We start from the raw sequence: 12,811 nt of genomic DNA, 5'->3' as shown, positions 1-12,811 counted from the left end.
CTTTTTCACAAGAATAGGTATCAGCTTCTTTAATGGTTGTAAGTTTGTTATTCGACTTGATCGGTTGGGGGATCAGTTGAAGGCATTTCTACAGAAGGTTCATACTTCGCTACATCTTCGATTTTAGGTTCTTTGTGATTACCATGTGCTTCTGAATCATGTTCTGGTGCATCAGAATGGTTCGTGAATGGTGGCATAACTAAATACCTGTCTACCCATTTGCGATACTGGAAAGAGGATGATGTTCTAAACCATATCTCGTAGTCAATCCAGTATGGCTGTAGCCCATGATCTAAAGATTCCGGCATATCAAAATAGGTAAGGTTGCAACGTTCATTTAATGCTTCTTCATAATCTTTCGCATCTTGAATTGCATCATTAATCTGTTGAAAAACGCGAAATCCATGTGTCTCAACAATATCGTCACTATTGTTTAAATCATTAAGTACAAATCTGATACGCATAGTGGCACGCCCTTCTCCAATTCTTTGTTGGGCAACTAAATAACGTACATTTACAAACCGAATAAATGCCGCAGGAAAAGGTATAGCATATTCTGTATTACCACGAGTACGAACAATACGTTCAAACTGTCCGTTATCTATTTTTACAGTTTGGAATAGTTTGGGCGAATTATTATCGTTAGGGTCTGTATGTAAGGACTCTAATACACGTTTTACTGCTAAATACACATCCTCTAAAGGGTTGTTGTCTACTTCCTCCAAAGTAGTATCGTCATCATCGGGAAGGGGAGAGGTGTCTTTTGCAAGTGTGTCTTTTAAACTATCCGGTAAATCTGTTTTATACTTATCTACTATCATTTTGGAAAGCCATCAAAAATACGAATACTGTAAGATGAAATTTTATCAGCTACGGTTGTAGAATATCCTATAAATTGCCTTTGCCTAATATAGGATGCTGGGGAACCAGGTTTGGCAATTTTCCCTCCTTCATTATGTATTGCTGCATAACAAAAGTTTCTTCCATATTGCCTATTACTAAATTTGAACATGTCTGGATCTGTGAATAATTTAACACCACGATTCTTATTAGAATGAAAGCGTTCCCATACTATTGAATGTTTTAATGCTCCTGTTTCTTCCAATATAGGGTGTGGCTTATGATCACGTCTGGATTGCCAAGAAAAAGTTCCGGCTGAATTGAACCGCCGGAGATAAAAAGAGTCTCTAAATATTTTTTTTGCGGCATTACCTACCAATGTTTCAAAATTGAATACATTAACTTCAAATTTATTAGGCAACCTCAACCATTGTTGAGCTAATTGTCTTGGAGTTATTACTTTTCCAGCCATTTGTCCTTAATTTTATTAGCAATGGTGAGCAGCCTCTTTTTATGCTTTTTAGGAATAATAAAGTATGAATGTGCATCACTAAATATTCGTCCACCCTTTGCTACACTTTCTTTAAATACTGGATTAACAAAATCGGGCATCTCAATAATTTGCCCCATCACCTGTGATAATTTGGATTGGTTGAGAACGTCAGCACTTTCTTCTACTAGAAAACAACGGCATCCATGTTCAATTGGGGGGATTAACCATGCTGGGAAAGATGCTTTGCGGTAGCTAGTCCCTTCTAATGCAAGATGCCAAGGGCGAACCCTATTATCTCCTTGTGTCATATATGTTAACACTGTATTATTGCTATACAAAATCCAACCAGCAGCAATTCCCATCGCATATTCAATATCTTCGTTTTCAATATTAGCGTATATGCTATTGTATCTGTGAAAAACATTTTCAGCTTCTGTCAGATCTACTTCATTGCCAATATTAAAATTGTCTGGAAGATTCTCCGACATCTGAAATTCTTCAGCTACTGCAAAATCAACAAGATTATCTAATGCAGCTACTAATATATTACGTTGCTCTTTTTCTAATTTGGTTAATCCATCATTGTGATTACGAAGTAATTCCAGTGCTTTTTCAAAGTCCATACCAAAACCTTTGATTGCATGATTCAATGCAAATTCCGCACGTAACGTCATCATTTCTTCTAATAAATCCCAACGATCCTCTATATTGCCATAGTCCTGTAAAAACTTCTGGAAAACAGCATAGATAGCAAGGTATTCAGCATTCTCTTCATCTTTGTTTGATTTAGATTCTGCAAGGACGGAAGGAGAAGTGCTATCTTTTATTCTCCTTCCATTAGAAAATTTTCAACGTTGCTTGAATTCTTTCGTTCACCACGCCTATGCCCATATCTTTTGTAATATTCTTCATCGGACATAATGCGTCTATCATTGGAACTTCCATTTATATTCCCGCTATTACTTGTCATTTCTGATATAGCGTTAAATTGTTTCCCTACGACAATACCAAATTCTTTTTCGATTTCATCTGCTGATACTTCATACTTATCTGTAATAAAAGAATATAAGCTAATCTTGTCTTTATTACTCATTTCTACACGGTTGGCATATTTGAATTCTAATCCCGGCTTGATATATCCCATAGATACTAATCTAGGAACGATCTCTTCATTCATTACATTTTCAATGAAACCGCGATACATCTCTATGCGCTCCCGAAAAATGTCTTGGTGAGCATTTGTTGATCCAACATAAGATTGGGTTGCTCCAGCCATAGATTCAGAGCCAACTATTAGATTAGAAACTTCTGTATTGGCAAAATTTATTAAACTAGTATATATGTGTTCGGAATTTGACATTGTAAATGTCTTAATGTCAATATCATCGTTCAATCCTGTAACTATTATTTTATTCTGAGCCGCATTTGCAATGTTTTGTGCTAATCGTTGTCGATCTTGAATGCTTTCTGATTCAGTCTTACCATGTATGATAGGCTGGCCATAAGTATGACTAAAATTAACATAATTAGCAAGAGTGAATTTTTTTGCAAGGATAGTTGGAGTAGTTGCAGAGAACAGCCCCAAATCACCATTATCAATAAGTATATAATTCTTGGAGTATTGCGATGAAGCAATATCCCATCCTGGATTCCACTGCCCTTGTCTTTGCACAACTCGTAATTGACTTGCCAATACATTTCTTCGCTCAACAATATTTACTTCAGCTAGCTTTCCTGTTAAAGGGTTAATATCAGGCATTATTTCTAATAAGGTGTAACCGTACCATTTGGCTTCAACAATACCTTTTATGATTTTAGTGAATTGAGAACCTTGTATCTTTTTGGTTTCTTCTACATCCTTAATATATTTTCCTCGTTCATTTTGTCTTGCCAACATGTATCGTTCGCCTATAATCTGTGATTCTACAGTTTCTAATACTGCACGTAAATGAGCATCCTGCTCTACACATGCTTCGTATAAATCTATCAGTGGACCACGATCATCTAAAACAACCCCGCGTGTTACTTGGGATTGAATGGATTTGTATCTACAATGACGGTCAATCTCCCTAACATATTCTTGAATAGTTTTTTTACTAGTTTTAAATATGCTTTCTAAAGGAGTGCCGTGAAATGTTGTTTCTGCACTAATTACATTCATATTAAGAGTTTTTGAAAGAATAGATAGCGAGTCTAAAGTTGGTTTCTATATATATGGTATGGTAGGAGTATATGTATTATAATTTGAAATTCGTAAATATCAGTATTATAGATATATAGCTATAAAATATGTGTTAAATATATGATTTTGTATTGTCAATATGATAAAATAAAATATCTTTGCGTCGATAATTTAATGTTTAACAAATAATACGTCATTAAAATGAGTAAAGATTTTAATTATTTTCGCATTAAGATGGCATACAAAGGCACAAATGATCTAGGTGCTATTGTTCCCATCAAATCAGAAGATCTGGTAATGGCTACATGCTATACCGAAGCAGAACAAATCGCTTATAAGTTGGCTGAAGGCAAAGATGAGTTTGGTGATGTGGATATAGAAATTGTTCGCACCAAAATTTCAGAAGTTGCTTATAACGATACATTTGCTACTGATACTGAACTAATTTGTGGATTAATATCCTATTTTTTTGAAGAAAGTGAAGATACAGAAGTTGGGTTGTATCAAGTATCTCTTGTTTATTATGATGTGGACGAAAAGACTGGTAAAACCAGAAGTTCCAACAGTACAATTTATGTACCGGCTTATTCTTCATCTGAAGCGATAGAAAATATTCGCACTTACTTAAAAAGGGCTGGGGAAACACGTGAATATACTATCCGAAATGTCAAATATGACAAAGCACAATCGGTCATGGTTACACCTGAAACTCATCAAAACAACATTAGGGTATAATGACTTCTCCTAAGGGAACCGGGAAAATTACAAATATCAAATGTACAGAAGTCTTACTCCCGGAATTTCCTAATCTCCTTTTTGGAACTCATTTTGATGGTAGCAGAATTTTTGATGCTACATATTATCTCCAATCTAAAGACCCCGACAATAAATTAAGCATAGAAGACTTCTTTCATAAGTTTGATTTCCAAATCAAGGCTATTGCAGAAACTTACAAGTTGCCTTTAGAGAAACTGGTATCAATCAACACGGAGGGGCATCAATTGATTGACGGATGTTTATGCTATCCGTTTTTATCTTATGTTGATCCGCAATTCTGCGCATATATCAATGAAATAATAGACGAAATGTTTGTTACTGGAGTTGTTGTGTCAGATACACATTTAATTTCGTTGGTAAAGAAAAGGCTTCCTCCAGAATTGCTCAAACAAATTTGGGATGGCAGAGAAGATTTTTCGTAAACCCAAAGCTGTCTTAATATTTAATCGCAGAAAAACATTGGCTCTTATGGCTGCTTCAGTAAATGAGGCAGCTAAAATCAGCGGTTTAAAGCCTGGAAATATTTCTAAGGCTTGTGTCGGTACATTGATTTCCAATGGTATGTATTATTTTAGATATATAGGCAGTGATGTTGAAATAGAATTATCAGATATAGGTTCATTGAAGTTAGAGGAATATGACAAATTATGTGGTATCGAACGTCAGACATATCCCACGATGGCGATGAACCGTAAAAAATGGAAATATAATAAAAACAATAGAACGTATGAAAGTAAAAGTTTATAGTACATCAAAACATCCGTTGCCTCAATACGCAACTAAGCAATCAGCAGGACTGGACCTAAGAGCAAATATTGATGCTCCAATTACTATTAATCCTAGAGAACGTGTATTGGTTCCAACAGGATTACATATACAACTTCCAGAAGGTTTTGAAGCAAGAATTCAGCCTAGAAGTGGACTGGCCCTTAAAAAAGGAATCACTTGTCTTAATTCTCCAGGATGCGTGGATGCCGACTATCGAGGTGATGTAGGTGTAATTCTTATTAATCATGGAACAGAGCCGTTTACTGTTAATGACGGGGAACGGATTGCCCAAATGATTATTTCTAAATATGAACAAGCAGAATGGGAGCCTGTTTCTTCAATCGAAGATTTAGAGACCACAGAACGCGGTGAACAAGGATTTGGGCATTCAGGAATAAAATAAGAAATATGGGGTACGTTTTATGTGCCCCATTATTTAATTTATAAATATTATAGGATATGGAGCTTAATTTTACAGTTGAAACAAAAGATGTGTTGCTTGATATGATTAAGCGACACAATAAAATGTATCGTATGGGTACGCCAGAAATTTCAGATGCGGAGTATGATGCAGAAATAGAACTATTAAAAACACTTGATCCAGACAATGAATGGTTCAAACATACCGAACCCGCTTTTGTACCTGAAACCCGAAAACGGGCTTTGCCAATCCCAATGAAATCTTTAAATAAAGTAAAGGATATATCAGAACTTAAAAAATGGTATATGTCTTTAGGCTTGAAAGGAAATGCAGGTGTAATATGTATGCCTAAGCTGGATGGTCTTTCTCTACTATATAATGAATTAACTGGTGAGGCATATTCTCGTGGAGGGATAGAAAATGAAGGGCAAGATTGTACTAGCCATTATCGAGCATCCATTCAATGTTATAACCCTGCCAGCAGTTTTCATTATACTTTTGGAGAATTTGTTATCAACAGAAGTGATTGGGAGCGGCATTTTCATGGGAAACGTTCTAAATTCACAGGAGATATTTTTAAATCACCGCGTAACACAGCTGCCGGTCTTTTAAATAGAGATGAGCCATGTGATTATCTTGAACACGCTTCTTTCTTCAGATATGGGGTGGATGAGAGTTCCCTACATGATTATAACAACTTCCATAGTCTGATAGAAACTATTTGTAATATCTATCAACAAGAGCATCTTTACCATTTTGCTTTTATAGATGAACTGAACGAAGAGCTACTGATGAATTTATTCAAAGAGTGGAGTAAGGTGTATCCAATTGACGGTATTGTGATTTATGTTGATGATTTGCGCTTATGGGAAGTTATTGGCAGACATCAAACATCTGGAAATCCATTATATGCCATTGCCTACAAACATCCAGATTTTACAGAATCTTTCGAGACAACAGTAAAGGATATTGTATGGAAAGTCAGTAAGTCGGGTGCCCTTAAACCTGTGGTTAATATTGAAATGGTTGATACTGGAGATTGCAACATGGAAAATCCTACTGGATATAATGCCGGCTGGATTAATGATCATGAAATAGCAAAGGGGGCTGAAATATTAGTTACTCGTTCTGGAGGGGTAATTCCTAAGATTCTATCAACTCTTACCCCAGCAACACAAGAAGAACAAGAGAAATTATGGGATGAAATGTCAGAGTGTCCTCATTGTAGTTCATCGACTATGTGGAATGAGAATCACATAGAACTGTGTTGCACTAATCCTAGTTGTCCAGGTGTTCAATTAGCTAAAATTATATTTTTCTATTTGACATGTGGGGCTGAAAATATGGGAGAAGAAACATTATCCAAAATATTCAATGCAGGCTTTACTTCTATACCGGCGATTCTTAACATTACTTTTAACGATCTGATAAAAATCGAAGGATTCGGAGACAGTATTTCAAATATAATATTGGAGAATAACAGAAAAATCATGCAAGGAGTTGATTTGGCGACTTTAATGCAAGCCAGCGATTGCTTTAAAGGAATAGGAAAAATAAAGGCCCAAAAAATATTGGATGAAATGGATGATGAGGATTTATGCTCGTTCTGTCAAGGGTGGTATATCAATCACGAACCGGATGTTCAAAGCGAAGACTTTAAGAATTGTCCTATAACTGTACAAAACTTATTGTTAGGGTATTTTCCATTTATGGCCTTTTTAGAGGAAACTAAAATACCTTACAAATTGTCCCCAAAGACCGTTGTGCTGGAAGGTAAATGTAAAGGTTTGTCCATCTGTGTATCAGGATTTCGAGATAGTAATCTTGAAGAAGTAATCACCAACGAAGGAGGAAAAATTGTTAGTGGGGTGTCTAAAAAAACAACACATTTGGTGGTGAAAGACAAGTCTGCCAACTCATCAAAAATATCCAAGGCCAAATTATTGGGGATACCAATTTTATCAATTGAAGAATTCTGTGATTTTTTTAATAATTAAATTATTGCATTACAATGTATTAGCGATTAATATTGATTTAAATTGATATTAATCGCTTCTAAATTTGTATAATTGGATGTAATATCATACTTTTGCATTAAGTAAATGAATTGATATAATTATGGCAAAGAAAAATCAGTTAACTAAAAGTGATTATCTTCCTATGGAAGAATATAAGAAGTTATTACGCCTTCTTCATAAGGATCGGCAATATTTATGGGAACTATATGCTCGACTGGCATTCTGCACTGCACTACGAGTATCAGATGTATTGTCTTTAGCATGGGCTGATATTCTCCATAAAGGTTCATTGACCAAAATTGAGAAGAAAACTGGAAAAGTACGAAAAATCCCATTTAATTTAAGTATTCAAACGAGAATAGAGGAACTTTATATATTGCTTAAACGCCCTAATCCGAATGAATTAATATTTAAAAGCAAATTTACAGGAGTATCTGTCTCTTCCCAATATCTTAATCGGATAATGAAAGAATGGAAAGCTAAATATAAATTGGATATAGAAAATTTTTCTACACACACTTTTAGAAAAACATTTGGACGATATGTTTATGATACAAGCGAAAACAAGTCAGAAGCACTGTTACTATTGAACAGGATATTCAATCACTCTAACATTGAAATAACTAAAATATACATCTGCATTAGAGAAGATGAAATAAATTCTATATTCGATTCTATCCGTCTCTAACTTCTTCGCTACATTTTACATTTTGATTTGCACGACATGTGCCCCTATCTTTACTCCATAATTGGATAAATAAAATTGACCATGTTTATACAACAAAAGAGGGGACTGTCTGTATCCCCACCTATCATCATTACTTGTGAATTATGTAATACGCTGGAGAACCTGGATGAATGTAATCCTCCGGGAGATATTTTGCGTATTATGAGTAAACGAAATGTCTGTTCTAAATGTGCTTTCTGGATGGATAAAATAGCTCATCCGGATATAGGTAATGAAGTTATTGGTTCTCATTATTATATTGTATATCCATTTGTAAAACGACCCAATAACGTTATTAAAGGTTCTGAAGGTAAAGAATTTTATATTCGGCGATTTGATGGAACACTAATCAAATCCAATAATATATGGCATCAAGGTGAAATCCCTGAACATTTTAGAAAGCAATTACCAGATACTGCCAATTTCCTATCATTGATAACTTATACCAAATTATCTAACGACCCTCATAAGTGTCAGGCTAAAGGATGTTGGGATCGCTATAATTGTCTTAGATATAATTTATCTTGCGAACGAGATGGACCTTTCAATAAGATTCCGGCCAATCATACTATTGGCGATGAAAACTGTCCTTCATTTATAAATATAAACGAATTAAAAATATGATATATGCAATTTTTATACTATGCTTAATATTGTTTGCCATTGCCATTTATGCACTTCGTAAACTATCTAAGCAATACAAAACTCTTCAAGAGATATATTATCTTCAGAAGCTAATGTTATCTCACTCTCAATTTACGAATGATGCCAATGAAATGATTTTATGGAAAATCAGATATGATATATGGTGCTGGAATGAAAACTTAGTAAAAGCGGAAAATTATGAAATGGCACAACAAGCCAAAGTAGCAACTAATATTATAGCTGATATGATAACTTTTTATCGTAACAATTTAAAAGCAGATAATAATGATACATACATTAAAAAATGAGATGGAACGAATGTGGAATCAGTTTGACCATAAAGCGTTTATCTCAAATGATCCTATTCAAATAGTACACCAAATACGGAATCTTTCTGGGAGAACTACAGCGGATATTGAGGTTTGTGCAATATTAACGGCTATGGTTTCATGGGGACAACGTAGTCATATAATATATTGTGCAGAGAAGTTGATGAACGTATGTGGATGGGAGCCAGGTAAATATATTAAATTGGGTGATTTTTATGATATTCCGGACGAATGTAGTATTTACCGTACTCTTACAGGAAAAATATTTAAAGAGGTGTGTCATCAATTAAGATGCTTCTACAGTAAACACGATTCTATTCAGGAATATTTAAAAAAACATCCCATTTCACTTGATGATTTATTACTCACGCTATGCAATTGGTGTGAACCGGCCCGTCTTGGAAGTCCATATCGTAACTCTGCTTGTAAACGTATTAATATGCTATTGCGTTGGATGGTTCGTAAAGATGAAATAGATTTAGGAGTATGGCAGACTGACTTAATCAAACCTAAAAAACTATACGCTGTTATGGATACCCATGTTGCGCAGCAAGCACAACGTATGGGGCTTATATCTTATCCTAAAGAGAGCTGGAAGGCTGTTATGGAACTCACTCATGTTTATCGCCAATGGGATGCAGAGGATCCATTAAAATATGACTTTATATTAATGACAAAAAACTTGAAATAAAATGATTGTTATTCTTTTAATTGTATTGTCGCTTGTCTCAATCGCGGCTATAACCATTGTGGTTGCACAGAATACAGCTTGTAAAGATTGTCCTTTTAAACGGACATGCGATGAATTGTTGAGCCAAAATCAACTTAACTTGTGCCAACAAAATAATATGCCAAGTCAAAACGAAGAGAAATAATAAATAGATGTATAACGAACTAATTTAATAAAAGTATGGATATAGAAAATAAAAACAGGGTTTCTGTAGAAGATATGAGAGCATGTTATGCTGAAAGATTTCCGTATGCACCCAATAATCAACGCATAGGACGATTTGCAAAACAAATAGGTTTCCGTCTTACCAAACAGATGGTTAAAGGGCAGATTATTAGTTTTTATATAAAAGATGATATAAGCAAATGAGTACGTTTTCCGACAAATTCGATAACCACTGGAAGTGCATTCCATACGCAATGGCAACGTTAACATCCAGTGATGGCTTTATGATTTTATTTCATCTGTTACGAAGAGGCTATACAGATGGGGATAAGACAACATGCGCCATATCCAACAAAGAACTAGCTGACGTCATGGGAACTTCTATTAGTTCAGTACGCCGGGCAATAGATACCTTGAAGCAACTTAATCTTATCAGCTGTTCTCAAAATAAAGGGGCACTTTGCACATTCTATGTAAATTGGAGCGAGATACGAGCAATACATAAAGTAAGTTCTCAAATATCAGATAAAGGATGGGTATATTTGCGAGGCTTGTGCTTAAATAGCGAGGTACGTCCAATTTCAGCGATTCCATTGACCATATTGAACGATGTAGTTCGTCAATATCCACACACTTCGCTCAATATGAACACACCCTCGCTCAATATGAACACACCCTCGCTCAATATGAACACACCCTCGCAAATAGACGAAGAAAAAGGTGAAGACATAGAAAAACTATCAGAAAATATAGTCAAAGAGCAATCTAACCTCGTTCAATATGAACAGGGGTCCGCTCAATATGAACGAGGGTGCGCTCAATATGAGCAGGGGTGTGTTCATATTGAACGAGGGTCCGCTCATATTGAACAACAGAATAAGATATATATAGATAATATAGAGAATAAAGAGAATCATAACGAACGAAGTGAGTTTAATAAAGAAACTGATATGAAGATTTTGGAATGGTTCAATTCTCGTGACTTATCTTTTCCAGATCTTTCTTCTTCTGATTTTGAAACTATCATTAACCTTCCAGATTTTGCCGATAATGATTTTGATATGGCAATAAGAGAAGTTTGGGGATACTTGCAATATGATGAAGACTCTCCAGGTAATTACATTCCAGCTGAATATTTCAAAGATATTCTTTACCGTGCTTGGAATGATTTAAAAACTATCAATCCGGATTTCTCTCTTTCGGAACAAGACATGAAGAATATTTTTGGATTCGATGTTGAGATGCAGAATGGAGAACCTGTATGTTATGTGACTCCCAGTAAAATTAAAAACATCAATCAATCTCCTTCATCTTCCAGAAAAATTAAACGGAAGGGAGTAGGGGACCGAACCTCCAGATTAATATTTCTTGAATCTATCCGACAAGTCGCTGAAAGAGATACGAACATGTTGACAGATGCCGAATATGCAATATGGCTTATGATTGAGTTCGTGAAAGAACGGGAGAGTAATCAGCAACCTCGTCCATCGGAAGTGACAAAAGCAGTTTATGAAGATTTGCTTAAACGTTTCTCAAACGAATCGAAGGTACCTGTGGAAGATTTGAGAACCCTCTGGAAAGAACTTCCTCAAAAAAATACAGTTAAACTTCATCCTCAACAGTTATCAGTCGATAAGATTATAAACTATAACGTGCAAGTAAATCAGGCAAGTGATGTGGAAGAGCTTTATAACAAAAAGATGGCAGAACAACCATGAAGTCTTTTGCCACCTTCCAGAATCCTTTTCCTTAGCCGGACTTGATTATCTTATTTCGGGTTCGGCTAAAAAGTTTCTTCTAATTTCTATTTCTTCAGACAGTATTCTAATCGCATCTTTCTCTCTTCGAAAATAATTGCCTGCCAGATAACGTTTATTGCTTGTTACAGTTCCTTTTTCCACATCTGAAGTAACTTGCATCTTATCTGTAATATACCAGTAGCGTTCTCCTGTAGCTACTTTCATGTTCAAAGGCTCAATTCGTTTTAGAAAATGATTCCATGTCTTACCAACCTTAGCTAATTCTACATCCAGAGCCTTTCTTTGATAATCCGCTGGCTTGAAAGTTGTGAACGAGAAATCATCTATTTTTCCCAAATACTCGTTCATGCTGTATTTAACCGGTTCCCCTTTGATAACATAGCAATACATAACGATGTCTCCAGAGGATTTATCTGCAAGTCTTACGACTCCATATCCTTCTTGACCAGTTTTATGATTATGGAAGCATACTAAATCACATGATTTGGGAATATATTTAGTGGAAATTACGAAAAATGGGTTGCCAAATTCCTGGCCATTTTCATCTAAAACTAAATAGAGGCGATTTAAAGCATTTTCTCCGGCTGGGGTTATAATGTCTACAGGAATTGTTATTTTGTCGAAATTAGGCGTGTTTCCGTCAATTCTAAGGCATATTAAAACAGTATTCACATTCCCTTCTTGTACCAAACCTATAGAATCGTTCCATTTTACTGCATCTCCAGCTCCAAATCCTTTGTCAAACCAGTTGGCAAATGTAGCGTAATCGAGAGCTTCAGGATCGTCTGAATAACTGGAAGGTACATGCAGCTTAATATTATATTCTGTTTTGCAATAAGAACTGATTCCTTTAAAGTCTATCTCAGACTTATATTTTCTTTTTCTTAGAAAATGCTCTACTTGTTTTTTAGTTTTCATATTTGGATAAAATAATCAATTGTTAGGCAAATGTAATA

At 35.2% G+C, this 12,811-nt stretch carries 16 protein-coding genes; 11 read left to right on the top strand and 5 right to left on the bottom strand.

What is annotated here, in order from left to right; genetic code table 11:
- Positions 1-47: 47 nt before the first annotated feature.
- From KTR07_RS06030 to KTR07_RS06015, 4 genes are all read right to left on the bottom strand, one after another.
- A complete protein-coding gene (locus KTR07_RS06030; protein ID WP_070612595.1) occupies positions 48-821 on the bottom strand; it encodes a hypothetical protein in 774 nt (257 codons plus the stop codon).
- Entirely contained in the window at positions 818-1,312 is a 495-nt protein-coding gene (locus tag KTR07_RS06025) for a hypothetical protein (RefSeq protein WP_109115712.1), read from the bottom strand. The genes KTR07_RS06030 and KTR07_RS06025 overlap by 4 nt, the downstream gene beginning before the upstream one ends.
- Positions 1,297-2,010 (bottom strand): hypothetical protein, encoded by a 714-nt coding sequence (locus KTR07_RS06020; protein WP_109115713.1) that lies wholly within the window; start codon positions 2,008-2,010, stop codon positions 1,297-1,299. The genes KTR07_RS06025 and KTR07_RS06020 overlap by 16 nt, the downstream gene beginning before the upstream one ends.
- Positions 2,011-2,156: 146 nt before the next feature.
- On the bottom strand, positions 2,157-3,494 hold the full coding sequence (locus tag KTR07_RS06015; protein ID WP_217315240.1) for a DUF935 family protein: 1,338 nt from the start codon (positions 3,492-3,494) through the stop codon (positions 2,157-2,159).
- A gap of 222 nt (positions 3,495-3,716) precedes the next feature.
- On the opposite strand from KTR07_RS06015, the gene KTR07_RS06010 reads away from it, so the two are divergent.
- From KTR07_RS06010 to KTR07_RS05960, 11 genes are all read left to right on the top strand, one after another.
- Entirely contained in the window at positions 3,717-4,250 is a 534-nt protein-coding gene (locus KTR07_RS06010) for a DUF4494 family protein (RefSeq protein WP_109115715.1), read from the top strand.
- A complete protein-coding gene (locus KTR07_RS06005) occupies positions 4,250-4,714 on the top strand; it encodes a hypothetical protein (protein ID WP_109115716.1) in 465 nt (154 codons plus the stop codon). Before KTR07_RS06010 ends, KTR07_RS06005 begins: the two co-directional genes overlap by 1 nt.
- Positions 4,692-5,039, top strand: a complete 348-nt coding sequence (locus tag KTR07_RS06000) for a hypothetical protein (RefSeq protein ID WP_008647806.1) — start codon at positions 4,692-4,694, stop codon at positions 5,037-5,039. Before KTR07_RS06005 ends, KTR07_RS06000 begins: the two co-directional genes overlap by 23 nt.
- On the top strand, positions 5,020-5,463 hold the full coding sequence (gene dut / locus KTR07_RS05995) for a dUTP diphosphatase (RefSeq protein ID WP_109115717.1): 444 nt from the start codon (positions 5,020-5,022) through the stop codon (positions 5,461-5,463). The genes KTR07_RS06000 and dut overlap by 20 nt, the downstream gene beginning before the upstream one ends.
- 56 nt (positions 5,464-5,519) lie before the next feature.
- Positions 5,520-7,478: a BRCT domain-containing protein gene (locus KTR07_RS05990; protein WP_109115718.1), complete on the top strand. Its 1,959-nt coding sequence runs from the start codon at positions 5,520-5,522 to the stop codon at positions 7,476-7,478.
- A gap of 121 nt (positions 7,479-7,599) precedes the next feature.
- Complete coding sequence (locus KTR07_RS05985; RefSeq protein ID WP_008647802.1) at positions 7,600-8,187, top strand: tyrosine-type recombinase/integrase; 588 nt, start codon at positions 7,600-7,602, stop codon at positions 8,185-8,187.
- 240 nt (positions 8,188-8,427) lie between these two features.
- Positions 8,428-8,850: a hypothetical protein gene (locus KTR07_RS05980; protein WP_225720544.1), complete on the top strand. Its 423-nt coding sequence runs from the start codon at positions 8,428-8,430 to the stop codon at positions 8,848-8,850.
- Positions 8,847-9,179, top strand: a complete 333-nt coding sequence (locus tag KTR07_RS05975; protein ID WP_055268794.1) for a hypothetical protein — start codon at positions 8,847-8,849, stop codon at positions 9,177-9,179. Before KTR07_RS05980 ends, KTR07_RS05975 begins: the two co-directional genes overlap by 4 nt.
- On the top strand, positions 9,157-9,891 hold the full coding sequence (locus tag KTR07_RS05970; RefSeq protein ID WP_008768586.1) for a TIGR02757 family protein: 735 nt from the start codon (positions 9,157-9,159) through the stop codon (positions 9,889-9,891). Before KTR07_RS05975 ends, KTR07_RS05970 begins: the two co-directional genes overlap by 23 nt.
- A gap of 219 nt (positions 9,892-10,110) precedes the next feature.
- Positions 10,111-10,299 (top strand): hypothetical protein, encoded by a 189-nt coding sequence (locus tag KTR07_RS05965; RefSeq protein ID WP_008768588.1) that lies wholly within the window; start codon positions 10,111-10,113, stop codon positions 10,297-10,299.
- Between the two features lie 50 nt (positions 10,300-10,349).
- On the top strand, positions 10,350-11,813 hold the full coding sequence (locus KTR07_RS05960; RefSeq protein WP_227034623.1) for a hypothetical protein: 1,464 nt from the start codon (positions 10,350-10,352) through the stop codon (positions 11,811-11,813).
- A 45-nt stretch (positions 11,814-11,858) separates the two neighbouring features.
- On the opposite strand, the gene KTR07_RS05955 is transcribed toward KTR07_RS05960, so the two are convergent.
- Entirely contained in the window at positions 11,859-12,773 is a 915-nt protein-coding gene (locus tag KTR07_RS05955; protein WP_008768590.1) for a hypothetical protein, read from the bottom strand.
- Between the last annotated feature and the right edge of the window lie 38 nt (positions 12,774-12,811).

It is taken from the genome of Bacteroides sp. MSK.20.82, assembly GCF_019052485.1.
Lineage (GTDB): Bacteria > Bacteroidota > Bacteroidia > Bacteroidales > Bacteroidaceae > Bacteroides > Bacteroides thetaiotaomicron.
This window is presented reverse-complemented; position numbering and strand designations above follow the sequence as displayed.